Annotated in this window: 22 protein-coding genes; 14 read left to right on the forward strand and 8 right to left on the reverse strand. The window is 67.0% G+C overall.

All coding sequences use genetic code 11. The features are described from left to right. Positions 1 to 55 precede the first annotated feature (55 nt). Positions 56 to 562, forward strand: coding sequence for a DUF4402 domain-containing protein (locus HDC29_RS11255; protein ID WP_257018248.1), 507 nt, complete (start codon positions 56 to 58; stop codon positions 560 to 562). Positions 563 to 659: 97 nt separating this feature from the next. On the opposite strand, the gene HDC29_RS11260 is transcribed toward HDC29_RS11255, so the two are convergent. Beyond that, entirely contained in the window at positions 660 to 1,322 is a 663-nt protein-coding gene (locus HDC29_RS11260) for a YggS family pyridoxal phosphate-dependent enzyme (RefSeq protein WP_179497579.1), read from the reverse strand. 56 nt (positions 1,323 to 1,378) lie between these two features. Here HDC29_RS11260 and HDC29_RS11265 point away from each other — a divergent pair, with 56 nt between their 5' ends. Continuing rightward, a complete protein-coding gene (locus HDC29_RS11265) occupies positions 1,379 to 2,005 on the forward strand; it encodes a thiamine phosphate synthase (RefSeq protein ID WP_179497581.1) in 627 nt (208 codons plus the stop codon). Here the strand turns inward: HDC29_RS11265 and HDC29_RS11270 are convergent. Further along, positions 1,978 to 2,640: a hypothetical protein gene (locus HDC29_RS11270; protein ID WP_326915268.1), complete on the reverse strand. Its 663-nt coding sequence runs from the start codon at positions 2,638 to 2,640 to the stop codon at positions 1,978 to 1,980. The two genes, HDC29_RS11265 and HDC29_RS11270, sit on opposite strands and share 28 nt — an antisense overlap. A 332-nt stretch (positions 2,641 to 2,972) precedes the next feature. Here HDC29_RS11270 and HDC29_RS11275 point away from each other — a divergent pair, with 332 nt between their 5' ends. From HDC29_RS11275 to HDC29_RS11315, 9 genes are all read left to right on the forward strand, one after another. After that, on the forward strand, positions 2,973 to 3,446 hold the full coding sequence (locus HDC29_RS11275; RefSeq protein WP_179497585.1) for a DUF3576 domain-containing protein: 474 nt from the start codon (positions 2,973 to 2,975) through the stop codon (positions 3,444 to 3,446). 53 nt (positions 3,447 to 3,499) lie between these two features. Continuing rightward, positions 3,500 to 6,061: a leucine--tRNA ligase gene (gene leuS / locus HDC29_RS11280; protein WP_179497586.1), complete on the forward strand. Its 2,562-nt coding sequence runs from the start codon at positions 3,500 to 3,502 to the stop codon at positions 6,059 to 6,061. Beyond that, entirely contained in the window at positions 6,061 to 6,618 is a 558-nt protein-coding gene (lptE, locus tag HDC29_RS11285; RefSeq protein ID WP_179497588.1) for an LPS assembly lipoprotein LptE, read from the forward strand. Before leuS ends, lptE begins: the two co-directional genes overlap by 1 nt. Next, the gene (holA, locus tag HDC29_RS11290) at positions 6,615 to 7,646 is read left to right on the forward strand and encodes a DNA polymerase III subunit delta (protein WP_179497590.1); all 1,032 of its coding nucleotides are present in this window, start codon (positions 6,615 to 6,617) and stop codon (positions 7,644 to 7,646) included. Before lptE ends, holA begins: the two co-directional genes overlap by 4 nt. Before the next feature lie 150 nt (positions 7,647 to 7,796). Continuing rightward, positions 7,797 to 8,891: a phenylalanine--tRNA ligase subunit alpha gene (pheS, locus tag HDC29_RS11295; RefSeq protein ID WP_179497591.1), complete on the forward strand. Its 1,095-nt coding sequence runs from the start codon at positions 7,797 to 7,799 to the stop codon at positions 8,889 to 8,891. Beyond that, positions 8,888 to 11,272: a phenylalanine--tRNA ligase subunit beta gene (pheT, locus tag HDC29_RS11300; protein WP_179497592.1), complete on the forward strand. Its 2,385-nt coding sequence runs from the start codon at positions 8,888 to 8,890 to the stop codon at positions 11,270 to 11,272. The genes pheS and pheT overlap by 4 nt, the downstream gene beginning before the upstream one ends. 36 nt (positions 11,273 to 11,308) lie before the next feature. After that, positions 11,309 to 12,268 (forward strand): alpha/beta hydrolase, encoded by a 960-nt coding sequence (locus HDC29_RS11305; protein WP_179497593.1) that lies wholly within the window; start codon positions 11,309 to 11,311, stop codon positions 12,266 to 12,268. 312 nt (positions 12,269 to 12,580) lie between these two features. Beyond that, the gene (gene mutS, locus HDC29_RS11310; protein ID WP_257018251.1) at positions 12,581 to 15,244 is read left to right on the forward strand and encodes a DNA mismatch repair protein MutS; all 2,664 of its coding nucleotides are present in this window, start codon (positions 12,581 to 12,583) and stop codon (positions 15,242 to 15,244) included. Next, positions 15,241 to 18,000: a [protein-PII] uridylyltransferase gene (locus HDC29_RS11315; protein WP_179497594.1), complete on the forward strand. Its 2,760-nt coding sequence runs from the start codon at positions 15,241 to 15,243 to the stop codon at positions 17,998 to 18,000. Before mutS ends, HDC29_RS11315 begins: the two co-directional genes overlap by 4 nt. Here the strand turns inward: HDC29_RS11315 and HDC29_RS11320 are convergent. Then, the gene (locus tag HDC29_RS11320; protein WP_179497596.1) at positions 17,997 to 18,560 is read right to left on the reverse strand and encodes a methylated-DNA--[protein]-cysteine S-methyltransferase; all 564 of its coding nucleotides are present in this window, start codon (positions 18,558 to 18,560) and stop codon (positions 17,997 to 17,999) included. The genes HDC29_RS11315 and HDC29_RS11320 overlap by 4 nt on opposite strands. 186 nt (positions 18,561 to 18,746) lie before the next feature. Here HDC29_RS11320 and HDC29_RS11325 point away from each other — a divergent pair, with 186 nt between their 5' ends. Next, positions 18,747 to 21,011 (forward strand): NADP-dependent malic enzyme, encoded by a 2,265-nt coding sequence (locus tag HDC29_RS11325; protein WP_179497598.1) that lies wholly within the window; start codon positions 18,747 to 18,749, stop codon positions 21,009 to 21,011. Positions 21,012 to 21,092: 81 nt separating this feature from the next. On the opposite strand, the gene HDC29_RS11330 is transcribed toward HDC29_RS11325, so the two are convergent. Then, positions 21,093 to 21,578 carry an outer membrane protein assembly factor BamE gene (locus tag HDC29_RS11330; RefSeq protein ID WP_179497600.1) on the reverse strand — a complete coding sequence of 162 codons (486 nt, stop codon included), beginning with the start codon at positions 21,576 to 21,578 and terminating at the stop codon, positions 21,093 to 21,095. 179 nt (positions 21,579 to 21,757) lie between these two features. Between HDC29_RS11330 and HDC29_RS11335 the strand changes: the two genes are divergently transcribed. Together HDC29_RS11335 and HDC29_RS11340 are read left to right on the forward strand one after the other, a co-directional pair. Next, positions 21,758 to 22,291 carry a ubiquinol-cytochrome C chaperone family protein gene (locus tag HDC29_RS11335; RefSeq protein WP_179497602.1) on the forward strand — a complete coding sequence of 178 codons (534 nt, stop codon included), beginning with the start codon at positions 21,758 to 21,760 and terminating at the stop codon, positions 22,289 to 22,291. Continuing rightward, positions 22,288 to 22,815, forward strand: a complete 528-nt coding sequence (locus tag HDC29_RS11340) for a DUF177 domain-containing protein (protein ID WP_179497604.1) — start codon at positions 22,288 to 22,290, stop codon at positions 22,813 to 22,815. The genes HDC29_RS11335 and HDC29_RS11340 overlap by 4 nt, the downstream gene beginning before the upstream one ends. Here the strand turns inward: HDC29_RS11340 and HDC29_RS11345 are convergent. The 4 genes from HDC29_RS11345 to rplO all read right to left on the reverse strand — a co-directional run bounded on the left by HDC29_RS11345 (position 22,812) and on the right by rplO (position 26,290). After that, positions 22,812 to 23,492, reverse strand: coding sequence for a hypothetical protein (locus HDC29_RS11345; RefSeq protein WP_179497606.1), 681 nt, complete (start codon positions 23,490 to 23,492; stop codon positions 22,812 to 22,814). The genes HDC29_RS11340 and HDC29_RS11345 overlap by 4 nt on opposite strands. Positions 23,493 to 23,546: 54 nt before the next feature. Continuing rightward, positions 23,547 to 24,200, reverse strand: a complete 654-nt coding sequence (locus tag HDC29_RS11350; protein WP_179497608.1) for an adenylate kinase — start codon at positions 24,198 to 24,200, stop codon at positions 23,547 to 23,549. A 48-nt stretch (positions 24,201 to 24,248) separates the two neighbouring features. Beyond that, positions 24,249 to 25,622, reverse strand: a complete 1,374-nt coding sequence (gene secY / locus HDC29_RS11355) for a preprotein translocase subunit SecY (RefSeq protein WP_179497610.1) — start codon at positions 25,620 to 25,622, stop codon at positions 24,249 to 24,251. Between the two features lie 143 nt (positions 25,623 to 25,765). Then, entirely contained in the window at positions 25,766 to 26,290 is a 525-nt protein-coding gene (gene rplO / locus HDC29_RS11360) for a 50S ribosomal protein L15 (RefSeq protein ID WP_179497612.1), read from the reverse strand. Positions 26,291 to 26,316: the final 26 nt, after the last annotated feature.

Raw genomic sequence — 26,316 nt, forward strand, 5'->3', positions numbered from 1 at the left:
CGCCTTCGCTTTACCGCCGCTTAACCATGTCGAGGCTATCCTGATGGATGTGAAATTGCGTCTTTTCTTTGGCTTTGCACTGGCTTTCGGCATTGCGCCCTCCGCGGGCGCGCAATGCCTGCTCTGCACACAGGACAAGGCGGCGAGCGGCGGGGCGGCCAAGACCGAAGCGCTGCTGCGTATCGAAGTCGAAACCCGGCTCGACATGGGCCGCCTCGCCGTCGGCGCGATGGGCGGCGAGGTCGAGCTCGATCCGGTGTCTGGCGCGCGGCGCGTGCGCGGCGATGTCGTCGATCTGGGCGGGTTGGCGCTGACCGGTGTCGTGACCGTGCGCGGCGAACCCGGCGCCGAGGTGCGCGTGATCCTGCCCGCGAGCGTCGACCTCGAAGGCGGCCACGGCCGCACCGCGCGCGTCACCGGCCTTGTCACCGACCTGTCGGCCGCGCCACGCCTTGGCGCCGACGGCCGGTTGCGGTTTCGCTTCGGTGGCCGGTTGCAAGTCGCGGCGCTCGACGACGGTGATTATCGGGGCCGGATCCCGGTGACGGTGGAGTATCAGTAGGGAGGAAACGCTTTGGAGTCAGAAGCGCCCTCTAGTGCACCCCGCCGAAAGCCCGGGCACACATCTTTGCGGGTAACCGCCGGTCGCTAGCGGCCCCTCAACCCCGCGCCCCGAACAGCGCCGTGCCGACGCGCACATGCGTCGCGCCGAGTATCACGGCCGTCTCGTAATCGCCGCTCATCCCCATCGAGCGGAGCGGCAGGCCGTTGCGCATGGCGAGTTCGTCGAGCAGCGCGAAAAAGGGGGCAGGCTCGATGTCGGCGGGGGGGATCGCCATCAGGCCGTCGATCGTCAGCCCGGCTTCCCTCGCCTCGGCGAGCAGCGCGGGCAGGTCGGCGACCGCGCAGCCGCCCTTCTGCTCCTCATCGCCAATATTGACCTGGACGAACAGCTGCGGTTGCCTGCCAGCCTTTTCGCAGGCCTTGGCGAGCGCCTGCACGAGCGACGAACGGTCGACCGAATGGATGGCGTCGAACAATGCCACCGCTTCCTCGGCCTTGTTCGATTGCAGTTGGCCGATCAGATGCAGCGTAATGCCCGGCGTTTCGGCGCGCAGCTCGGGCCATTTGGCGGCGGCCTCCTGCACGCGATTCTCGCCGAAATGGCGCTGACCCGCCGCGATCAGCGGGCGGATCGCTTGCGCGTCGTGCATCTTCGACACCGCGATCAGGCGGATTTCGCGGGCCTCGCGCTGCGCGCGCTTCGCCGCATCGGCGATATGTTCCTGCACTTCGGCCAACCGGTCGGCTGCTTCGCTCATCGTCTCATTCCATCCCGCGCGTTGCGCGCGCTCGCGACGCGCCTATAGAAAGCGTGATGCGCCCGCGCCACCCCCTGCCCCGCAAATTGCCGAAGCAATGGCTGTTCAGTGACGAACGGGCGCAGACGGGTCTGGCCGAACTGGCTGCGTTGATTCCTCCTGGCAGCGGCGTCGTTTTCCGGCACGACGGGCTGGCGTCCGGGCCGCGCTGGCGCCTGCTCCGGCGGCTGATGTACACCGCGCGGGCGCGAAAGCTTGTCGTCTTGCTTGCCGGAACACCCGACAGGGCGTGGCGCTGGGGTGCCGGGGGCGTCCACCTCCGCCAGAATGAGGCTCGGCTTGCGGCAAGGGCACGCCGCCTAGGGCTTCGGGTGACGATGCCCGTCCACGATTCCCGCGAGGCGCGCGGCGCACGCCGGGCCGGGGCCGACGCCGTCTTCATTTCGCCGCTGCATTCGACCCGCTCGCATCCCGGCGCGCCGGCCCTTGGCCGGGCGGCGTGGCTGCGGCTGGCGCGCCTGTCCGGGGCGCGAGCGATCGCGCTCGGGGGCATGACCGCGCCGCGCGGCCGCGCGCTGAATCGCGCAAGCAACATGGCAACCGGCTGGGCGGCGATCGATGCCTGGGATGAGAAGGCGGCGAAGCGCCGGGTGCGTCAGAAGCGGAACGCGGTTCCGATATAGACCGCCTGGCTGTCGCGCCGCGAATCGGTGAGCGGTTCGACGCGGTCGTCGCTCCTGTAGCGCACGCCCGCCGTGACATCGATATTCTTGGTCAGGCGATAGCTGCTGACGACATCGACCGCGGACGCCTCGCCGGGAGCGGTGACGCGATCGGTTGCCCCGCTCGGGTCGCTTGGGCGGTTCACCATACGCGTGGCGAAGCGTGACTTTTTCTCGTCCTGTTCGGGCGCCTTGGCGACCGGCAGGTTGCGCAGATCGGTGCCGCGCGGCAGCGACGGCGTGACGAACTTCTCGAAGCCGACCGACGCGCCGAGATTATATTTGACCGGGGCGATCGCGACGGGCGCGGTACGTCCCGCCGCCAGCGCCGAGGTTCGCGCGGCGCTCGAGGCATCGTCGCGGGCGCGAATCACGACGGTGATCGCGCGGTTCTCGCGGGCCCGATCGGGCAGCGCGGGCGTAAAGCTGAAATTGCCGCGCTGTTCGGCCGACATCTTGTTGTAGCGCGCGATCAACCGCTCGTCGCCCGACGCCGGGGTGAACTGGCCCAACAATGTTTCCGAAAGCGCAGTGTCGCGAATGCGGTCGGCGTTCGACATCGCGGCAAGGGCCGGCGGAAGCGCAAGCGAAACCACCGCCAAAGCGGTGAGACCTGCTTTCCAAAAATGTCGCGACGTCCGCGCCATTGCTCTGCGACTCCAACCCCAATCGACTCGTCAAATAGGACCGCCGACCCGATAATGCCAGCGAATCCCGCCAAATCTTTGCAACGATTCCGCTTTTTGCCGAAATTGTTGCGCGATCGTCACAGTGCGTTTCGAATCTGACCAGAATCTGAACGGCGGAGCGGCCGAAATTGCCGCGCTTGCAGGGTGGCGGCAAGGGCGATAGAGACGCTGGCAATTCCGTTATGCGCGGCCGATTTTCCTGTATTCGGACGAGCTCAAAGAGATAAGGTGTTATCCGCATGTCCCAGCTTTCCGTCCCTGCCAAGCTCGGCGTCACGATCGGTCGCCGTCCGGCCACGCTCGCGCTGCTCGGACTTGCGGCGCTCGGCCTTTCGGCGTGCGCGAACAAGGACCGGCCGCGCGCCGACCTCGCCGCCAGCCAGGTGACGACGATCGGCGTGAACAGCTATTTGTGGCGCGCTTCGCTCGACGCGCTGTCGTTCATGCCGCTGCTCCAGGCCGATAGCTCGGGCGGCGTGGTCATCACCGACTGGTACGCCAACCCGTCGAATCCGGGCGAGCGGATGAAGGTCACCGTGTCGATCCTCGACCAGGACCTGCGCGCCGACGCGCTTCGCGTCGCGGCGTCGCGGCAGGTGTCGCAGGGCGGCGCCTGGGTCGATGCGCCGGTGCAGGCGGCGACGGTGCAGAAGCTTGAGGAAATCATCCTCACCCGCGCCCGCGACCTGCGTCGCAGCGCCTTCAGGGACTAATCCGGCGGCGCGGACGCGCGCTCGCCCAGACAGACTAACGGGGTAACCGACGAATGACCCGCGAACCGCGCTTTGGCGCCCTCGCCGCCGACGCCCGCTGGCAACAGGCGTGGGAGGCGGCGAACAGCTTTGCCACGACCGACAGCGTCGCCAAGGATTCTGGCAGGCCCAAGGCCTATATCCTCGAGATGTTCCCCTATCCCTCGGGGCGCATCCATATGGGTCATGTCCGCAACTATGCGATGGGCGACGTGCTGGCCCGGTTCAAAAGGATGACCGGGCACGACGTCCTCCACCCGATGGGATGGGACGCCTTCGGTATGCCGGCGGAAAACGCGGCGATGGAAAAGGGCGTCCACCCCGGCGGCTGGACGCGCGACAATATCGCGTCGATGCGCGGCCAGCTCAAGCGCCTCGGCCTCGCGATCGACTGGAGCCGCGAACTCGCGACATGCGAGCCCGATTATTACGGGCAGGAACAGTCGCTGTTCCTCGACCTGTTCGCCGCGGGGCTCGTCGCGCGCAAGGAAAGCTACGTCAATTGGGACCCCGTCGACATGACGGTGCTGGCGAACGAGCAGGTGATCGACGGTCGCGGCTGGCGTTCGGGCGCACTGGTCGAAAAGAAGAAATTGTCGCAGTGGTTCTTGAAGATCACCGACTTCGCCGACGAACTGCTCGAAGGGCTCGAAAGCCTCGACAAATGGCCCGACAAGGTGCGGCTGATGCAGGAAAACTGGATCGGCAAGTCGCAGGGACTCGAATTCTCGTTCAGGCTGGCCGGCGGCGCGCCGGGGTTCGACGTGTTCACGACGCGCCCCGACACGCTCTATGGCGCGAGCTTCGCCGCGATTTCGCCCGATCATCCGCTGGCGGAGAAGCTCGCCAAGGATTCGCCCGAACTCGCGGCGTTCATCGAAGAGTGCCGGCGGCAGGGCACGGCCGCCGAACAGCTCGACACCGCCGAGAAGCTCGGCTTCGACACCGGCCTGTCGGTCGAGCATCCGCTCGACCCGGCGCTGCATCTGCCCGTCTGGGTCGTCAATTATGTGCTGATGGACTATGGTACCGGCGCCATCTTCGGCTGCCCGGCGCACGATCAGCGCGATCTCGATTTCGCGCACAAATATGAGCTGCCCGTCCATCGCGTGATCGCCGATGGCGACGAGACCGCGCCGCATTTCACCGGAACCGAGGCCTATACCGGCCCGGGCCGCCTCGTGAACAGCCATTTCCTCGACGGCATGAGCATCGACGAGGCCAAGGCCGCGATCATCGCGCGCGCCGAGCATGAGGGCTGGGGCAAGGGCACGACCGTGTGGCGCCTGCGCGACTGGGGTGTCTCGCGCCAGCGCTATTGGGGCACCCCGATCCCCTTCGTCCACTGTCCGGCGTGCGGCATGGTGCCGGTGCCGAAGAGCCAGCTCCCCGTCGTGCTGCCCGAGGACGCCGATTTCTCGGTCCCCGGCAATCCGCTCGACCGCCATCCGACATGGAAGCATGTCGCGTGCCCGTCGTGCGGCGGCGAGGCGGTGCGCGAGACCGACACGCTCGACACCTTCGTCGATTCCTCCTGGTATTTCCTGCGCTTCGCGTCGGCGCCGGCGGACAAGCCCTTCGATCCGGAGGTCATCCGCCGCTGGCTGCCCGTCGATCAATATATCGGCGGCATCGAGCATGCGATCCTCCACCTGCTCTACGCGCGCTTCTGGACGCGCGCGCTGAACAAGCTGGGCATGATCGACATCAAGGAGCCCTTCGCCAGCCTGTTCACGCAGGGCATGGTGACGCACGAAACCTACAGCCGCGCCCAGGGCGAAGGCCTGCCGTCGCTCTTCTTTACTCCCGACGAGGTCGAGCGCGGCGCCGACCGCGCGACGCTGATCGCCGACGGCGCGCCGGTCGATATCGGCCGCGTGATCAAGATGTCGAAGTCGAAGAAGAATGTCGTCGATCCCGACGCCATCCTCGACCAATATGGCGCCGATGCCGCGCGCTGGTTCATGCTGTCCGACAGCCCGCCCGAGCGCGACCTGCCATGGAGCGAGGCGGGCATCGAGGGCGCGTGGCGCTTCGTCCAGCGCTTGTGGCGGCTGTTCGGCGACACCGAGAATGTCGGTGACGGCGGCGAAGACAAGGGCCTCGCGCGCAGGCTGCACCAGGCGATCGCTGGCGTCGCCGCCGACATCGAATCGCTGGGCTTCAACAAGGCGGTGGCAAAGATTCACGCGCTCGCGAACGAGATCGAAAAGGCAAAGCCCTCGGCGACGCGCGCCGAGGCGTGCCGCACCTTGATCCTGCTCGTCGCGCCGATGATGCCGCACCTCGCCGAAGAGGCGTGGGCGGCGCTTCCGGCAAGCCAGCGCACGGCCGCGATGATCGCCGATGCCGCATGGCCCGTCGCCGATCCGGCACTGCTCGTCGATGACGAGGTGACAATCGCGATCCAGATGGCGGGTAAGCTCCGCGATACGATGACGATCGCCAAGGGGCTCGACAGGCAGGCGACCGAAGCTGCGGCGCTCTCGCGCCCGCGCATCGTCGAGCTGCTCGCGGGAGCGGCGCCGAAGAAGGTGATTGTGGTGCCCGACCGTTTGGTGAATATCGTACCCTGATGCGCTTGCTTCTCGTCTCCTGCCTCGCGGCCGCTTCGCTCACCATCGGCGGTTGCGGGCTGCGTCCGTTATACGCGAACGGCAGCAAGGGCGCGGTGGCGCAGATTCTCGCCGACGTCGATGTCGCGCCGATCGAGGGGCATGAAGGCTGGCTCGTCCGCAACGCGCTGCGCGACCGGCTGCAGGCGACGCAGGGCGGCGAGGGCGCGGGCAAGCGCCTCCGCCTTGATGTCCGGCTCGAGGATTCGATCACCGGCTTCGGCGTCCGCGCCGACGATACGGTGACGCGCGAACGGCGCACCTTGCGCGCGCGCTATCAGCTCGTCGATTCGGCATCGGGCCAGGTGATGCTCGATGCCACCGCCTTTTCGGACGCGGGAATCGACGTGGTCGGCAGCGAATATGCGACGATCGCCGCCGAATCGACCGCGCTCGAACGACTCGCCTCGGGCGTCGCCGACCAGATCGTCGCGCGCCTCGCAGTCTATGCGAACCGCGGTGGCGGCCAGCCGGGGGCCGAGCCAGCCGCGCCGACACCCGCACCCGCCGGGCAATGAAAAGCGTCAAGCCCGCCGAACTCGAACGCCAGACGCGCCTCGACCCCGCGGTCCGCTTCGCGCTCCTTACCGGCCCGGACGAAGCCACGATGGAAGCCGTCGCAAGCCGCCTCATCGGTCTTGCGGGCAAGGATGCCGAACGGCTCGACCTGACCGGATCGCAGCTCGCGCAAGATCCCTCGCTACTTGCTGCCGAAGCGGCGTCGATGTCGCTCTTTTCGCCCGCACGTATCATCAAGCTCGAACTTTTGGGCAGCGGCGACGACAGCCTCGCCGCAGTCGAGGCGCTGCTCGCTGCCGAAACCGCGATCAACCCGGTCGTCGCGACGGGCGCGTCGGTCACCGCCAAGTCCAAACTCGTCAAGCTGGTCGAGGGGTCGGACCATGCCGTCGCGGCGATCTGCTACCAGCCCGACCGGCGCGCGCTCATCGGCATCGCGATGGCGGCGGCGCAGGAGCAGGGGCTCCGGATCGCGAACGGCGAGGTGCAACTGCTCGTCGACCTCGTTTCGGGCGACCAGGCCCTGATGCGGCGCGAGATCGAGAAGATCGCGCTTTATCTCGACGCCGGACCCGACCGCCAGCGGCAGGTCACACCCGCCGACATCGCTGCGCTGGGCGCCGCGACGCACGAGGAGGATGTCAGCGAATGCATCAACGTCGCGCTCGGCGGGAAGCTGCGCGACCTGCCCGAAATGCTCGCCAAGGCGGCGGCGGTCGGCGTCGCCGAAATCCGCATCATCCGCGCATTGGCGATCCGTGCGCTCGCACTGGCACGCCTGCGCGCTGAAGTCGACGGCGGCGCGCACCCCGCGACCGTTGTCTCGGCGCGGTCGAGCGGCATTTTCTGGAAGGAGCGCGACGCGGTAACCGCGCAGCTTCATATCTGGGATTCGGTGCGCATCGCGCGGCTGATGAGCCGCCTGCTCGACTGCGAGCGCGCGCTGAAGACCTCGGGCACCGCAGGCGGCGTGCTGTTCCGCAAGCTGATGACCGATATTGCGCACCAGGCGGCGCGAGCGCGCTAGCGCGGGCCGCTTTTCCGCCAACGGGCTTGACCCGCGCGGCGCCTTCGGTGCAAGCGGCGGACGACGGACGCGCGGCCAGCCGCCTATCCACCGAATCCAGGGAAAGACAAGGCCGGCAGCGGCAGCGCCGCCGGAACAGGACGAATGACGATGAGCGATATCGAGGCCATCCAGACCCAATTGCTGGGCGACATCGAAGCCGCGGCCGACGTGGGCGCGGTCGAGGCGCTGCGCGTCGCCGCGCTCGGCAAGGCGGGGAGCATCACCGGACTGCTCAAGACGCTCGGCGGCATGAGCCCCGAGGAACGGCAGGTGCAGGGGCCGGCGATCCATGGCCTGCGCGAGAGCGTCACCGCCGCGCTCGCCGCGCGCAAAGCAGTGCTCGACGCCGAGGCGCTCGACGTCAAGCTCGCCGCCGAAGCGATCGACATGACGCTCCCCGCCGAGGCGGGCCCGCGCGGCAGCGTCCATCCGGTTTCGCAGGTCATGGACGAACTCGCCGAAATCTTCGCCGACATGGGTTTCGCCGTCGCCACCGGCCCCGAAATCGAGGACGACTGGCACAATTTCACCGCACTCAATATCCCCGAGACGCATCCGGCGCGGGCGATGCACGACACCTTCTATTTCCCCGACAAGGACGCCGAAGGCCGCGCGATGCTGCTGCGCACGCACACCTCGCCGGTGCAGATCCGCACGATGATGTCGCAGGAGCCGCCGATCCGCATCATCGCGCCCGGCCGCGTCTATCGCAGCGACAGCGATGCGACGCACACGCCGATGTTCCATCAGGTCGAAGGTCTCGTCATCGATCGCGGCATCCATATGGGGCACCTCAAATACACGCTTGAGACGTTCCTGAAGGCCTATTTCGAGCGCGACGACATCGTGCTGCGGCTGCGCCCGAGCTATTTCCCCTTCACCGAACCGTCGGCAGAGGTCGATGTCGGCTATAAACAGGAAAAGGGCCGCCGCATCGTCGGCGGCAATGGCGACGACGAGGGCCATGCGTGGATGGAGCTGCTTGGCAGCGGTATGGTCAACCGCCGCGTGATTGCCAATTGCGGGCTCGATCCCGACGAATGGCAGGGCTTCGCCTTCGGTGTCGGCGTCGATCGGCTCGCGATGCTCAAATATGGCATGGATGACCTGCGCGCCTTCTTCGACGGCGATCTCCGCTGGCTCGCGCACTACGGGTTCGGCGCGCTGAATGTCCCCACGCTCAGCGGGGGGATTTCGGCATGAAGATCACCCTCGACTGGCTCCGCGAACATCTGGACGGCGACTATTCGGTCGCCGACGTCGTCGCGACGCTCAATCGCATCGGCCACGAGGTCGAAGGCGTCGAGAATCCGGCCGAGAAGCTGGCCGGCTTCCGCGTCGCGAAGGTGCTGACCGCCGAGAAGCATCCGCAGGCCGACAAGCTGCAGGTGCTGACCGTCGATAGCGGCGACGGCGTGCCGCTCACCGTCGTCTGCGGGGCCCCCAATGCGCGCGCAGGCCTGATCGGCGTGCTCGGCCTGCCCGGCGCGGTCGTGCCGGCGAACGGCATGGAGTTGGAGGTCGCCGCCGTGCGCGGTGTCGAATCGAACGGCATGATGTGCTCGACGCGCGAGCTTGAGCTCGGCGACGACCATGACGGGATCATCGAGCTGCCGGACGACGCGCCGGTCGGCACGCCCTTCGCCGATTATGCGGGCGCGAGCGATCCGGTGGTCGACATCTCGATCACGCCGAACCGGCAGGACTGCATGGGCGTGCGCGGGATCGCGCGCGACCTCGCCGCCGCCGGGCTCGGCGCGCTGAAACCGCTCGAGGTCCCGACGATCATCGGGACAAGCGCCCCCGCGACCGAAATCCGGACCGACGATGTCGAAGCCTGCCCCGCCTTCTTCGGCCGCACGATCGGCGGCGTCACCAACGGCACCGCGCCCGAATGGATGCGCCGCCGTCTGGAAGCGGTCGGCCAGCGCTCGATCTCGGCGCTCGTCGATATCAGCAATTATGTGATGTTCGACCTCGGCCGCCCGAACCATATCTATGATCGCGCCAAGCTGACCGGCGCGCTCGTCGCCCGGCGCGCGAGGGACGGCGAGACCGTCACCGCGCTGAACGGCAAGGATTATGTGCTCACCGACACGATGACGGTGATCGCCGACGAGCGCGAGGTCCACGACATCGCCGGCATCATGGGCGGCGAACATTCGGGATGCAGCGAGACGACGACCGACGTCCTCATCGAGATTGCCTATTTCACCCCCGAGCGCATCGCGCTGACGGGCCAGGCGCTCGGCCTGACCAGCGACGCGCGCAGCCGTTTCGAACGCGGGGTCGATCCGGCCTTCCTCGACGATGCGACCGCGATCGTCACGGCGCATATCCTGAATATCTGCGGCGGCAATCCGTCGACGGTGACGCGCGCGGGCACCCCGCCGGCCGAAGTCAGGACGATCGATTACGACCCCGCGCTGTCGGCGACTTTGGGCGGCATCGCCATCGCGCCCGAGCGGCAGAAGGACATCCTCGCCGCGCTCGGCTTCGGCGTGATCGAGCAGGGCGGCCGCTGGCTGGTGTCGGTGCCGAGCTGGCGCCGCGACATGGACGGTGCGCCCGACGTTGTCGAGGAAGTCACACGCATCACGGGCTTCGACGCGATTGCGTCGGTGCCGCTGTCGCGCGCCGACGGGGTGGCAAAGCCGACCGCGACCCCGGAACAGCTGACCGAACGCCGCCTGCGCCGCGGCGCCGCCGCCGCGGGCTTCCACGAAGCCGTCACCTGGTCGTTCATCAGCGAGGCCGATGCGGCGCCCTTCGGCGGCGGCGCGTGGAGCCTCGCCAACCCGATCAGTGAAGATCTGAAAGTCATGCGCCCGTCGCTGCTGCCCGGCCTGCTCGGCGCGGCGGCGCGCAACCAGAACCGCGGCGCGGAGAGCATCCGCCTGTTCGAGATCGGGCGGCGCTACCTGACGGGCGCCGAACATCCCACGCTGGCGATCCTGATGGCGGGCAACAAGCGCGCGCGCGGCTGGCAGGCGGGCAAGGCCGCGCCGTTCGACGCGTTCGACGCCAAGACCGCAGCGCTGGCGCTGCTCGAAGCCGCGGGCGCGCCCGCCGACCGGCTGCAGGTGATGGAAGCCGTCGCGATCGGCAACATCTGGCACCCCGGCCAGTCGGCGACGCTGCGGCTCGGTCCCAAGGCGGTGCTCGCCGAATTCGGCGCGCTCCACCCCGCGCTGACTCGCGCCTTCGACGTCGACGGCCCGGTGATTGCGGTGCAGATTTTCCTCGATGCGCTTCCCGCGAAGCGCGCGAGCGGCCCCGCCCGCGCCGCCTTCGCACCCCCGGCATTGCAATCGGTGCGCCGCGACTTCGCCTTCCTCGCGCCGACGGGCCTGACCGCCGCCGAGCTGGTGCGCGCGATCCGCGGCGCCGACAAGGCAGCGATCGTCGATGCGCGGCTGTTCGACCGTTTTGCCGGGTCAGGCGTGCCCGAGGGGCAGGTGAGCCTGGCGGTCGAGGTCGAATTGCAACCGGCCGAGAAAAGCTTCACCGATGCCGAATTGAAGGCGATCGCCGACAAGCTGGTCGCCGCGGCGGCGAAGGTGGGAGCAACGCTGCGAGGATGATCCGCCCGCTCGGCAGGATGAAAGGGAGCATTTGATATGGACACCCGCCACCTTGTCGATCGCGAGATCGCGTCGATCATTGACCTGTTTCCACGGGTCGACCTCGACGCGGCGCCGATCGCGCAGATTCGCGCCAAGGCGGCGGAGACCTATTCGATCCTGCCCCCGCCGGTGATCTCCCCTGAACGACTGACCGTGCCGTCGATTCACGGCGGACCCGACATCCCGGTATTCCTCTACCGTCCCGCCCAAACACGCCCCGGCGGCGGCGCGATCCTGCACATCCATGGCGGAGGCATGGTGATGGGGTCGGTCGAACAGATGCAGGCCGGACCCGCGCTGCTCGCGGCCTCCGCGGGTGTGCCGGTCGCGTCGGTCGAATATCGCCTCGCCCCCGAACATCCCTTTCCCGCGCCGCAGGAAGATTGCCATTCGGCGCTCGCATGGCTTGCAGGACAGGCGCGGGGGTTGGGTTTCGACGCGGGCCGGATCGTCGTCGCCGGCGAAAGCGCGGGCGGGGGGCTCGCGGCGGCGCTCGCGATCATGGCGCGCGACCTTGGCGGACCGGCTATCGCGGGCCAGCTTCTCACCTATCCGATGCTCGACCACCGGACGGGCGGCGATGCCTGTCCCTATGCCAATCCGACGACCGGCGAGTTCATCTGGACGCGCGCGAGCAACCGCTTCGGCTGGCGCGCGCTGCAGGGCGATTACAAGGCCGACGACCACCGCCGCGGCTGGTTTTCGCCGAGCCTGGCCGAGGACCTGACCGCCCTGCCCCCCGCCTATATCGCGACGGGGAGTCTCGACCTCTTCTTTGACGAGAATCTCGACTATGCACGCCGGCTCGTCGCAGCGGGCGTGCCCGTCGACCTGCACAGCTATGCCGGCGCGATCCACGCATTCAACGCAATTCCCGATGCCGCGCTGTCGCAGCGCTTCAATGGCGGGTTGCTGGCGGCGGCCGCGGCGATGACGGGGCCGTCAAGCGCCTGAATGGACCGCGCGTTTCGGATGACGGCCGGTAGCGACCGAAGGGGCCGTTTCCCATGGATTAATCGGCCGCCTCATTCGAAGAGCGTATCTTGATCTGGACAAGGAAGACGCTCTCGGTTTGCCCGTTCCCCAAGACGTAATATGGCGCTTGGCCAAGGGGTCCGTCGAGCCCATCCACGTTGGATGACGCGCATCGCGAATGTCCGCTTTCGAATGGATGTTAGTGCAAAGCTGCCTGTCGCCTATCCACCCGATGCCGCCATTGCACCGCTCGTCCTTGCCTTGCCGCCCTCAATGACTAAGCAGGGGCGGATGGCCGCCACCGCTCCCCGACCCGCCAACAGCAACACCGCCGCCCCCGCCGCGACGCCGATGATGGCGCAATATTGGTCGCTCAAGGACAAGGCGGGCGACTGCCTGCTTTTCTATCGGATGGGCGATTTCTTCGAGCTTTTCTTCGACGATGCGAAGGCCGCGGCATCCACGCTCGACATCGCGCTCACCTCGCGCGGCGAACATGGCGGCGAACCGGTCCCGATGTGCGGCGTCCCTGTCCATTCGGCCGAATCCTATCTCGCGCGTCTGATTCGCGCCGGGCACCGCGTCGCGATCGCCGAGCAGGTCGAAACCCCGGCCGAGGCGAAAGCGCGCGGCGGGTCGAAGGCGCTCGTCGCGCGCGATATCGTGCGCTTCGTCACCGCGGGGACGCTGACCGAGGAAAGCCTGCTCGAAGGGCGCAGCGCGAACCGGCTTGCCGCACTGGCGCAGGTGGGGAACGAAGGTGAGTTCGCGATCGCCGCCGCCGATATCTCGACCGGACGATTCGAGGTGGTTGCCGTGCCCGCGTCGGCGATCGACGCCGAACTCGCGCGGCTCGCGCCATCGGAGTTGCTGCTGAGCGAGAGCGCCGGGGAACTGCCGATCACCTCGGCGCGGCAGGTTGTGCGTCGGCCTTCGTCGGACTTTGCGAGTACGGGCGCGCAAAAGCGGCTCGAAAGCTTCTTCGGCGTTCAGACGCTCGACGGCTTCGGCCAGTTCGGCCGCGGCGAAATCGCCGCGATGGGCGCACTCGTCGCCTATCTCGAGCATGTCGGCACCGGCGGGCCGACCTTCCTCCAGCCGCCAGTACGGCATCTCGCATCGGGACGGATGGCCATCGACGCAGCAACGCGCGAAAGCCTGGAACTCGTCCGCACGATGGCGGGAACGCGCGAGGGCAGCCTCTTGGGGACGATCGACCGCACGGTGACGGCAGCAGGCGCACGGTTGCTCGCCGACGATCTCGCAAGCCCGCTCACCGACAAGGCGGCGATCCTCGACCGCCTCGACCTCGTCGACGCGCTTGCGCGCGATGCCTTGTGGCGCGGTGAGCTGCGCGCGGCGCTGCGCGCGCTGCCCGACGCCGGGCGCGCATTGGGCCGCCTCGTTGCGGGGCGCGGCGGGCCACGCGACCTCGCGCAGCTCCGCGATGCGCTCGGCGGTGCCCGCCTGTTGCGCGAACATCTCGCGCGCCGCACCGACCTGCCGCCCCTGCTCGCGCGCCTGCTTCCCGGGCTCGACGGCCATGGCGCGCTCGTCGACGAACTCACCCGCGCGCTGATCGAGACGCCGCCGGTCGATGCGGCGCAGGGTGGCTATGTCGCCGAAGGCTATGATCATGCGCTCGACGCGCTGCGCGAAACCGCGCGCGACGGGCGCAAGGCGATCGCCGCGCTCGAAGCCCAATATCGCGACCGCACCGGGATCGCCTCGCTCAAGATCCGGCATAACGGCGTACTCGGTTATCATGTCGAGGTGCCCGCGAAGCATGCCGATGCGCTGATGGCGCCCGAATCGGGCTTCACGCACCGCCAGACGCTTGCGGGGGTCGTACGCTTCAATTCGTCCGACCTCCACGAAGCCGCGAGCCGCGTCACGCAAGCGGGCGTTCACGCGATTGCCGCCGAGGCGGCACATCTTGAGGCGCTCACCGACGCCGCGATCGGCCGCCGCGAAGCGATTGCCGCCTCGTGCGACGTGCTCGCGCGGATCGACGTCGCCGCCGCGCTCGCCGACCATGCGATGAGCCATAACTGGTGCCGCCCCGACCTGGCCGACACGCCGTGCCTCGACGTCAGCGGCGGCCGCCATCCGGTCGTCGAGGCGGCGCTCGCAAAATCAGGCGAGCGCTTTGTTCCCAATGACGTCGCGCTGTCCGAGGCCGACCGGCTCTGGCTCGTCACCGGCCCGAACATGGGCGGTAAATCGACCTTCCTTCGCCAGAACGCGCTAATCGTCGTGCTCGCGCAGGCCGGCGGATTCGTGCCCGCCGCCACGGCAAAGCTCGGCCTCGTCGACCGGCTGTTCAGCCGCGTCGGCGCGAGCGACAATCTTGCGCGCGGGCGTTCGACCTTCATGGTCGAGATGGTCGAGACCGCCGCGATCCTTGCGCAGGCGACGCCGCAAAGTTTCGTTATCCTCGACGAGGTCGGGCGCGGCACATCGACCTACGACGGGCTCGCGCTCGCCTGGTCGGTGGTCGAGGCGGTGCACGAGGTGAACAAGTGCCGCTGCCTCTTCGCGACGCACTATCATGAACTGACGCGGCTCGCCGAAACGCTGAACGCGCTCTCGCTCCACCATGTCCGCGCACGCGAGTGGCAGGGTGACCTGGTCCTGCTCCACGAAGTTGCCGAAGGCCCGGCGGATCGCAGCTACGGCCTTGCCGTCGCGCGACTTGCAGGGGTTCCCGCGGGGGTGGTCAAGCGCGCCGAGGCAGTCCTCGCGAAACTCGAGGCGGGGCGCGAGAAGACCGGGGGGCTCGCGGCGGGGCTCGACGATTTGCCGCTCTTCGCCGCGACGCTCGCCGAGGCCCCCGGCGCCGCGAAGGATGCGCTGCGCGAAGCCCTCGCGGCGATCGAACCCGATGCCCTCGCCCCGCGCGAGGCGCTCGATGCGCTCTACACGCTCAAGCGCCTGATGGCCGACGAGGCATGAGCAAGCTGTTCGACAATCTCGACCAGCGGCGCGCGATCATCGATCGCCGCGACCTTGCGGCGCAGCTCGATATGATCGCTGCCGAAAGCGGCGACACCGGCACGCGCCGCCGCGCGATGGTCGCGCTGCTCAAGGGTGCACTCGACGCCGGGCGCGGCGAGATCGAACGGCGTCTGCTCGAACGGCCCTCGTCGGGGCGCGTCGCGGCGAATGCGACCGCGTTCCTGATCGACCAGATCATCCGTCTCAGCCATGATTTCACCGTCGGATACCTCTATCCATCCGCCAACCGTTCGGCGGGCGAGCGCATCACGCTGATCGCGGTCGGCGGCTATGGCCGCGGCGAAATGGCGCCACACAGCGACATCGACATCGGCTTTCTCACGCCGTTCAAGCAGACGAGCTGGACCGAGCAGGTGATCGAGGCGCAGCTCTATACGCTCTGGGATCTGGGGCTGAAGGTCGGACACAGTTCGCGCTCGCTAGACGAGATGGTGCGCGCGGCGAAGGAGGATCTGACGATCCGCACCGCGCTGCTCGAAGGGCGCTTCATCTGGGGCGACCGCGATCTGTATGACCAGGCGTCGGCGCGCTTCGACGCCGAGGTCGTCGCGGGTAACGCACGGGCTTTCGTCGCCGAGAAGCTCGCCGAACGCGACGAGCGGCACAGGCGCATGGGCGATTCGCGCTATGTCGTCGAGCCCAATGTGAAGGAAGGCAAGGGCGGGCTGCGCGACCTCCACGCGCTCTTCTGGATCGGCAAGTTCATCCACCGCGTGCGCACCGTGCCCGAACTGGTCGATGCGGGGCTGATGTCGGCACGCGAGCTTCGCCAGTTCGAACGCGCCGAAAATTTCCTGCTCGCGGTGCGTTGCCACCTCCACATTCTCGCGGGGCGCGCCGAGGACCGGCTGACCTTCGATTTCCAGCGCGAGATCGCGAGCCGCATGAAATTCGCCGACCGCCCCGGCAAGAGCGCGGTCGAACGGTTCATGCAGCTCTATTTCCTCCATGCCAAAAGTGTCGGCGACGTCACCGGCACGTTCCTCGCACATCTCGACGACCAGATGGCGGCGCGCGGGCGGCGCTTCCTGCCGACGATCCGGCGGCGGCCGGGAAAGCTCCATGGCTTCGTGCTCGACCGCGGACGGCTTGCGCTGCCCTCGGGCGATTTTTTCGAACAGGATCCGATGCGGCTCGTCGAGATTTTCGCGCTCGCCGACAAGCATGGCCTCGAAATCCATCCGCAGGCGATGCGGCAGGCGCGGCACGATGCCAAGCTGATCGAGACGCAGGCGGTGCGCCGCGACGCGCGGGCGAACGAGCTGTTCCTCGACGTGCTGACCTCCCCGCGCGATCCCGAAACGGTGCTGCGCTGGATGAACGAGGCGGGCGTCTTCGGCCGTTTCGTCCCCGACTTCGGCCGCGTCGTCGCGCAGATGCAGTTCGACATGTATCACCATTACACCGTCGACGAACATACGATCCGCGCGATCGGGCTCCTCGCCGACATCGAGCAGGGCCGGCTCAAGGAAGATCATCCGCTCTCGACCGCGATCATGGACCAGATCCATTCGCGGCGCGTCATCTATGTCGCGGTGCTTCTCCACGACATCGCCAAGGGGCGCGGCGGCGACCATAGTGTGCTCGGCGCCGAACTCGCGCTGCGCGTCTGCCCACGCCTCGGCCTCAGCGCGGCCGAGACCGAAACCGTATCCTGGCTCGTGCGCTATCACCTCCTGATGTCGGCGACGGCGTTCAAGCGCGATCTCGCCGATTTCAAGACGATCCTCGACTTCGCGCAGATCGTGCAAAGCCCCGAACGGCTGCGGCTGTTACTCGTCCTCACCGTCGTCGACATTCGCGCGGTCGGGCCGGGCGTGTGGAACAGCTGGAAACGGCAGCTGCTCACCGAACTTTACGATGCGGCCGAGGAAGTGCTGCGCCTCGGCCACAAGCAAAAGGGACGCGAGGCGCGGATCGAGGCGAAGAAGGAAGCCGCCGCAACGCTGCTCGGCCTCGATGAAAAGGCGTTCGCCAAACTCATCAGGCCGCTTCCCGAAAGCTACTGGATCGCCGAGCCGGTCGAGGTGATCGTCGCCAATCTCCGCCACATCCGGGACGCGGGAGACGCGCCGCTGCACATCACCGCGGTACCCGACAACGATCGCGGCGCGACGCTCGTCATGGTTATCGCCGCCGACCATCCGGGACTCTTCTATCGCATGGCTGGCGGCATCCACCTCGCCGGCGGCAACATCATCGACGCGCGCATCCATACGACGCGTGACGGGCTCGCACTCGACAACTTCCTCGTTCAGGACCCGCTCGGGCGCCCTTTTGCGGAGTCGGGACAGATCGCGCGCCTGACCCGCGCGATCGAGGACGCGCTCGCCAACCGCCAGAAACTGCTCCCCAAGCTAGAGGCGCGCGCGCTCCCGCGCACGCGCGCCGAAGCCTTCCGGATCGCCCCCAGCGTCTTCGTCGATAACAAGGCATCCAATCGGTTTACGGTGATCGAGGTTAATGCGCAGGACCGGCCCGCATTGCTCAACCAGCTTGCCTATGCGCTCTTCCAGTCAAAGGTGACCGTACACAGCGCGCATGTCGCCACCTATGGCGAACGCGCGGTAGACACCTTCTACGTCACCGACCTGATCGGCGACAAGATCGACAGCGCGGCGCGCGTGAAATCGCTGGAAAAGCGCCTGCTCGAAGCCGCCGCCAGCCGGAGCGAAGAAGCCGTGGCCGCCTAGGGCCCGCTCTGAAAATCGAACCCTTGCTGGACCGGCGCGACCGGCACGCCTTCGAGTTCGAGCATGCGCGCCTTCGACAGCGCGCCGCCCGGTGCCGAAAACCCCCCGATCGCACCGCCCGCGGCCAGAACGCGGTGGCAGGGGATGATCAGCGGAACGGGATTGGTCGCCATCGCCTGCCCGACCGCTCGGGCATGTTCGGGGCCCGCGTCGAGTGCGCGCGCTACCGCGCCATAGGTCGTTGTCTCGCCCCAGCCAAGCTTGCGCACATGGTCATAGACGCGGGCGAAAAAGGGCGGCCGGTCGCCCAAATCGATCGCGACGCTGAAAAACTCGATGCGTTCGCCGGCATAATAGCGAACCACCGCGTCGATGACCGCCATGATTTCGGCCCGCGGCGGGCCGCGGACCGCGTCCGGCAGACGGCGCAGCATGGCGCGAGCGGCTTCGGGCGCGGTCGCTGCGGGCAGACGCAGCGCCGTGATGCCGGCATCGGTCCAGCCGATCCCCGCAACCCCCACCGCGGTTTCGAAAAGCTGATACTGGCTTTGCCCGGCCATCCTGTTCTCCATCTGGACTGGAGATATAGGGTCATATTTCGCCGAAGCCATATCGCGTCCGAAGCGGCGATATGGTCCAGTCATACGCTGCCACGGGCGTGCAACATTGCCGGTTACATTTTCGCGAGGCGGCGCTAGGGGAAATATTCGGGCGCGCATCTTGTGGATATTTCGAGAGGACAAAGAATGGACAGCGGCAGCAAGGTGCAGTTTTCGGACCGCGAGGCCCTGCTTTACCACGCATATGGCCGGCCCGGGAAAATCGAGATCGTCGCATCGAAACCGATGGCCACGCAGCGCGACCTCAGCCTTGCCTATTCGCCCGGCGTCGCGGTTCCGGTGAACGCGATCGCCGAGGATCCGGCGAAGGCCTATGATTATACGATCAAGGGCAATCTGGTTGCGGTGATTTCGAACGGCACCGCGATCCTCGGGCTCGGCAACCTTGGCGCGCTCGCCTCGAAGCCGGTGATGGAAGGCAAGGCGGTACTGTTCAAGCGCTTCGCCGACGTCGATTCGATCGACCTCGAGGTCGATACCGAAGATCCCCAGCGCTTCATCGAGGCAGTCGAGCTGCTCGCACCAAGCTTTGGCGGTATCAACCTCGAAGATATCGCCGCGCCCAATTGCTTCATCATCGAAGCGGCGCTGAAGGAACGCATGAACATTCCGGTGTTCCATGACGACCAGCATGGCACCGCGATCATCACCGCCGCCGGCCTGATAAACGCCTGTTATCTGACGGGCCGCGACCTTTCGACGGTGAAGGTCGTCGTCAACGGCGCCGGCGCTGCGGCGATTGCGTGCACCGCACTGATCAAGGCGATGGGCGTCCGGCACGAAAATGTTATCATGTGCGACCGCAAGGGCACCATCTATCAGGGCCGTACCGACGGCATGGACCAGTGGAAGTCGGCGCATGCGGTGCCGACCGAAGCGCGCGACCTGACCGAAGCGCTCGTCGGCGCCGACGTGTTCCTCGGCCTGTCGGCCGCGGGCGCGCTGAAGCCCGAGATGGTCAAGGACATGGCGCCCGCGCCGATCATCTTCGCGATGGCGAACCCCGACCCCGAAATTTCGCCCCCGGACGCGCGGGCGGCGCGGCCCGACGCGATCATCGCCACGGGGCGCTCGGACTACCCCAACCAGGTCAACAACGTCCTCTGCTTCCCCTTCATCTTCCGCGGCGCGCTCGATGTCCATGCGACCGCGATCAACGAGGAGATGAAGATCGCCGCGGCCTATGCGATTGCCGACCTCGCACGCCAGCAGGTGCCCGAGGAAGTCGCGGCCGCTTACGGAGGACGCGCGTCGAGTTTCGGGCCCGAATATATCATCCCCTCGCCTTTCGACCCGCGCCTGATGGAAATCGTGCCCGCGGCGGTCGCCGAAGCGGCGATGAAGACCGGCGTCGCGCAACGGCCGATCGATAATCTCGACGACTATCGCACCCAGCTGCGCGCGCGCCTCAACCCGACCACCTCGGTCCTGACGCTTGCCTATGAAGCCGCGCGCAACAATCCGAAGCGCGTCGTCTTTGCCGAAGGCGAAGAGGAAGTGGTCCTGCGCGCCGCGATCCAGTTCCGCGACGGCGGATACGGCATCCCGGTGCTCGTCGGGCGCGAGGGACTGCACGACAAGCTCCGCGCGATGGGCGTCGCCGACGCCGAAAGCTTCGAGGTCCACAACAGCGTCAATTCGCCGCATGTCCCGCAGATGGTCGATATGCTGTACGAGCGCCTGCAGCGGCGCGGCTATCTCCGCCGCGACGTCGAGCGTATGGTCAACCGCGACCGCAACATCTTCGGTTCGCTGCTGCTCAAGATGGGGCTCGGCGATGCGATGATCACCGGCACGACGCGAACCTATTCGCAGTCGATGCGCGAAATCCGGCGGGTGATTGATCATGCCGAGGGAAAGACGCCGTTCGGCATCCACGTCCTCGTCGACCAGCATCACACCATCTTCATGGCCGATACGACGGTCAACGAACGGCCGACCGCCGAAATGCTGGCCGACATCGCCGAACGCACAGCCCAGGTCGCGCGGCGCATGGGGCACGAACCGCGCGTCGCTTTCCTTTCCTATTCGACCTTCGGCAACCCCGAGGGAAGCTGGCTCGAGAGCATCCGCGAAGCGGTGGCGATTCTCGACCGGCGAAAGCCCGCCTTCGAGTATGAAGGCGAGATGGCGCCCGACGTCGCGCTCAACGAGAAGGTGATGAAAAATTATCCCTTCTGCCGCCTGTCGGGGCCGGCGAACGTGCTGGTCATGCCGGGGCTGCAATCGGCGAACCTGTCGGCGAAGCTGCTGCGCGAACTGGGCGGCGGCGCGGTGATCGGCCCGATGCTGGTCGGTATGGAGAATCCGGTTCAGGTCGCAACGATGGCCTCGACCGCGTCCGACCTCGTGACGCTGGCGGTGCTCGCAGCCGGTGGAATCGCACAATAATATAGGAAAGACGTCGCCCCCCGCTTAGGCGGGGGGCATTTGGTTCCCTGCGGCGGCGCCTTCGTGGAGGCGACTACAGGTTTACTGTCCGCCCGGCGCCCCCGCGCCCGGAGCGCCGACCGCGCCGATATTGCCGAAAATATCCTCGAAGAAGCTGCGATGACGGCCGAGCGTCGGAGTCTTGTCGCCTTCAGGGCTGATCTTGCTCACCAGTTCAAGGCCGGTACGATCGACCGCGGCAACATTGCCTGCAGAATCGAAGCGGACCCGCAACACCTGCTGGTCGATCGGGCGCGGTCGCGCGAAAGCGAGCTGGCGCGTTTCGCGCGAAACATAATAATATTCGTCCGTACCGAACTGGCCAACGAACGTCGGTCGGCCGAGTGTCTTTTCGACCGATTCGCGATTATCGACCCCGGCCGTGATCGCTTCGGTCAGCATCGGATCGACGACATAGCCCTGCCGCCCCTTGAGCTGCGCGCAGCCACCGGCCGTCAGCGCGAGCGCCAGCCCGGCGACGATCAGGCGCACGGGCCGGGCGGGAAGCTTCGGGTAATGGGTCGGCATCAACATATCTCCGTTGCGCCGCTTGTATTGGGCGCTGGCAATCGCGCCTCTTAACCGCAAGCGGTCGGCGCGCACAAGCGGCTTATGCCGCGGCAAAGCTTGCGCCAAGCTGACTGAACTCGGAGAGTCAGCGCCAGCGCCCCTTTTCCATCCAGTCGATTCGGCCTAAGCGTTGCGGCATGTTTTCTTCACTTCGCAAATTGTTCCGGTCCGAACCCGATCCGCGCGAAGCGCGGCGCCCGCTGTGGGACGCCGTCGTCGCGACGGCGCGCGCGCCGCACTGGTATGCCGTGGGCGGGGTGCCCGACACGCTCGACGGTCGCTTCGACATGATCAGCCTTATACTCGCGCTTGTGCTGCACCGGGTCGACGAGGATCCGGAACGAGGACTCGCCGGGGTCCAGCTCACCGAATTGTTCGTGAACGACATGGACGGCCAGATGCGTCAGATCGGCTTTGGCGACATGGTCGTCGGCAAACAGGTCGGCCGGATGATGAGCGCGCTTGGCGGACGGCTCGGCGCCTATCGCGCCGCCGACGGCTCGGCGGAACTGCGCGAGGCGCTGGTCCGGAACCTGTGGCGCGGCCAAGCGCCCGACGAAGCAGGATTGGCGCATGTGCTGGCGGAAGTGACTACGCTCCGTGCGGCGCTGGCGGCAACGCCGGTTTCCGATCTGGTCTTGGCCGACAGGTTGGACGGCGTGCGGCCGTGACGCCCCCCGAATTCCCCCTGATCGTGACGCTCGCCGATGCGGCGCACGGCCGCGCGATTGCGGTCGAGGCCGACGCCGACGCACGCGCAGCCATCGCCCGGCGCCTCGGTCTCGTCGCACTCGACCGCTTTGCGCTCGCCGCTGATGTCCGCGCGATCGCGGGCGGGATCGCTGCGAGAGGCGAAGTCCAAGCCGACGTCGTGCAGGCGTGCGCCGCGACCGACCTGCCCGTTCCCGGGACGATCGCCGAGCCGTTCGACCTCCGCTTCCTGCGCGATGTCGATGCGCCGGTCGGCGAGGATGAGGAGATCGAGATCGGCAGTGAGGACCTTGACCTGCTACCCCTCGAAGGCGACCGGATCGACCTTGGCGAAGCGGCGGTGCAGACGCTCTCGCTCGCGCTCGATCCCTTCCCGCGCCATCCCGACGCCGAGCGCATCCTTGCCGAGAAGGGTGTGCTCAGCGAGGCAGCGGCGGGTCCGTTCGCGGCGCTCGCGAAGCTGCGCGGAAAGCCCGGCGCCTAGCGGCCTTCGTCGGGCGCTGGCTTCGCTTCTTCTTCGACCAGGTCGGCGACTGCGGCGTCGAGCCCGGGCTCTTCTTTCGCAGCGGGTTCTGCGGCCGGTTTCTCGGCCGCCTTTTCGTCGCGCGTCGGCGGCAACGCCCCGCCGAGCGCGTTGGTGAGCCCAAGCAATTGCTCGCCGATCACCTTGTCGACCGCAGGCGCGATGTCCGCGACCTTGAAGCGCATATAGCCGCCGACGACATAGTCGAAGCGCAGCGCGCTCCCCGTCGGCGTCTCCTTGACCTGGATCGTCAGCGTGCCGGCGAGCGCCTCGCCCTGCAGCGGGCCGAAAGCGCCTGAGAGGCGGAGCAGTTCGTTCGGTTTCGCAAAGACGATGCGCGCATGCTGGACGCTGCCGACACCCGAACCGGCGTCGGGCAGTTTTTCGCAAAAACAGCCCCCCGCCTGCGAATCGAGCCAGAAGTTGGCAGCATCACCGGACCAGCTATGCTCCTTCGACCACCAGTTCTGCGGCATGCGGAGCATTTTCCAGACGTCGGCCGGCGTCGCGGCGACCTGCGCCGTATGCGCGACGGTAAAGCCGATATCGCCCTGATCTATGATCTTGGCGTGTGCCGCCGGTGCGAAGACAAGCGCTCCCGCCAGCGCCGCACCCGTGGAATATCCCGAAATCGCCATCAGCCCGTCCCCCCTTTGCGTCTCAATAACCGGCGCCGGGGAAACTGGCTAGACTCAGCCCGCGAGGATCGTTTCGATCGCGTCGTTGACCTCGTCGATCGGCGCCATGCCGTCGACATGCGTCACGATGCCGCGCGCTTCGTAGATCGGCAGGATCGGCGCGGTCTTGGCCCGATATTCGGCCATGCGCGTGCGGACCGTTTCCTCATTGTCGTCGGGACGGCGTTTGAATTCCGTCGAGCCGCAAACGTCGCAAACATTCTCCACCTTGGGGAGCTTGTAGCGGTCGTGGTAACCCGCGCCGCACTTCGCGCAGCTGAAGCGGCCGGTGATGCGGTCGACGAGCGCGTCTTCCTCGACCCGCAGCTCGATCACATGGTCGAGCTTGCGGCCACGATCCGAGAGGATCGTGTCGAGCGCGTCGGCCTGCGCCGCGGTGCGCGGATAGCCGTCGAAGATCACCGAGACGTCGGGGCCGAGCTGGTCGAGCCGCTCGCCGATCAGGCCCGAGACGATCGCGTCGGAGACGAGTTCGCCCGCATCCATCACCGCCTTGGCCTGGAGGCCGATCGGGGTTCCCGCCTTGACCGCGGCGCGCAGCATGTCGCCCGTCGAAAGCTGGACCATGCCATGCTCGTCCTCGAGGCGCGACGCCTGCGTTCCCTTGCCCGCCCCCGGCGGACCCAGCAAAATGATGTTCAGCGTCATGGGGACCCCTGTTTGCCCTACCGTGTCGCAAGTGCCGTAGCGGGCGCCTTAGCGCCGCGCAACGCCGCCCTTCAATTTGGCCTTCTTGATGAGGTCGCCATATTGATGCGCGAGCATGTGGCTCTGGATCTGGCTGATCGTGTCGATCGTGACGTTGACGATGATCAGCAGGCTGGTGCCGCCGAGCTGGAACGGCAGGCCCGACTGCGCGATGAAATATTCGGGGATCAGACAGATCGCCGCCAGATAGGCCGCACCGAGCACGGTGATGCGCGTCAGCACGAAGTCGAGATAGGTCGCGGTATTCTTGCCCGGGCGGATGCCGGGGATGAAGCCGTTCTGCTTTTTGAGATTGTCGGCGGTTTCTTCGGGGTTGAAGACGACCGCGACGTAGAAGAAGCAGAAGAAGATGATGCCCGCGGCATAAAGCGCCATATAGAGCGGCTGGCCGTGCGCGAGATACTGGTTGAGCGTGATCAGGAAATCGCCGGTTGCAGTGTCGCCCTGGACATTCTGCCCCATCATCTGCGTCACCGTCAACGGCATCAGCAGCAGCGACGAGGCGAAGATCGGCGGGATGACACCGGCGGTATTGACCTTGAGCGGCAAGTGGCTGCGGTCGGCCTGCATCACGCCGCGCTGCGTCGCGCGCTTCGGATACTGGACGAGGACGCGGCGCTGCGCGCGTTCCATGAAGCTGATGAAAGCGATGATCACGATCGCGCCGCCGATGACGGCAAAGATCGTGCCGCCGCCCATCGAACCTTCGCGGACCTGCGTGAACATCTGCGCAAAGCTGCGCGGCAACTGCGCGAGGATGCCCGCCATGATGATCAGCGAAACGCCGTTACCGATACCGCGGCTGGTGATCTGCTCGCCGAGCCACATCAGGAAGAGCGTGCCGCCGACGATCGAGATGACCGCGCCGACGCGGAACATCATGCCGGGGTCGACGACCGCGGCGATGCCCTGGCTCGCGCCGAGCGTTTCGAGCCCGACGGCGATGAAATAACCCTGGATCGCGGTCAGCGCGACGGTGCCGTAGCGCGTATACTGGTTGAGCTTCTTGCGTCCGCTTTCGCCCTCTTTCTTGAGCGCGGCGAGGCTGGGCGACAAGGCGGCCGCCAGCTGAACGACGATCGACGCCGTGATATAGGGCATGACGCCGAGCGCGATGATGCTCATGCGCTCGAGACTGCCGCCCGAGAAAGTGTTGAAGATGTCGAGGACGCCGCCCGACGCCGCCTGCGAATAAAGGTTCGACAGCGCGACGGGATCGACCCCGGGAAGCGGCACGAACGACAGGAAACGGAAGACGATCAGCGCGCCGATCGTGAACCAGATGCGGTTCTTGAGTTCGGTCGCCTGACCGAACTTCGAAAAGTTCAGGTTGGATGCAAGCTGGTCGGCGCGAGAGGCCATGGTGATCTTTCCTCGAGTGGCGGACCGCGCCCCCGCGACCCGGCGCCTATGTGCGTTCGCCAGTCACGAAGCGCAAGGGCAAAGGCCCGAATTCAGATGCGTCGGGGGCGGATCGACCTGTCGCCGACCCGCCCCCAAGTGCATTAGTTCTTGGCTGCCGCTTCGGCCTTGCGCTTGGCTTTCTTGCCTTCGCCTTCGGCCTTGGGTTCGGGCAGTTCGACCTTGCCGCCAACCTTTTCGACCGCTTCGATCGCGCCCTTCGACGCGCCAGCGACCGAGAAGTTCAGCTTGGTGGTGAGTTCACCCTTGGCGAGGAGGCGGACGCCGTCCTTGCCGCCGCGGGCAACGCCGGCGGCCTTGAGCGCGGCGTGATCGACCACGGCCTTGGCGTCGAGCGTCTTCGCGTCGACCAGCTTCTGGATCATGCCCAGATTGACGATCGCGAAGTCCTTGCCGAAGATGTTGTTGAAGCCGCGCTTCGGGATGCGCATGTGGAGCGGCATCTGGCCGCCCTCGAAGCCGTTGATCGCAACGCCGCTGCGCGCCTTCTGGCCCTTCTGGCCGCGGCCGGCGGTCTTGCCCTTGCCCGAGCCGATGCCGCGTCCGACGCGCATGCGGCCCTTGCGGGCGCCGTTGTTGTCACGAAGTTCGTTAAGCTTGATAGTCATGGTTGCACTCGCTTTCGCTGTGTTCG

Origin of the sequence: Sphingopyxis sp. JAI108 (assembly GCF_013410105.1) — a bacterium.
Lineage (GTDB): Bacteria > Pseudomonadota > Alphaproteobacteria > Sphingomonadales > Sphingomonadaceae > Sphingopyxis > Sphingopyxis chilensis.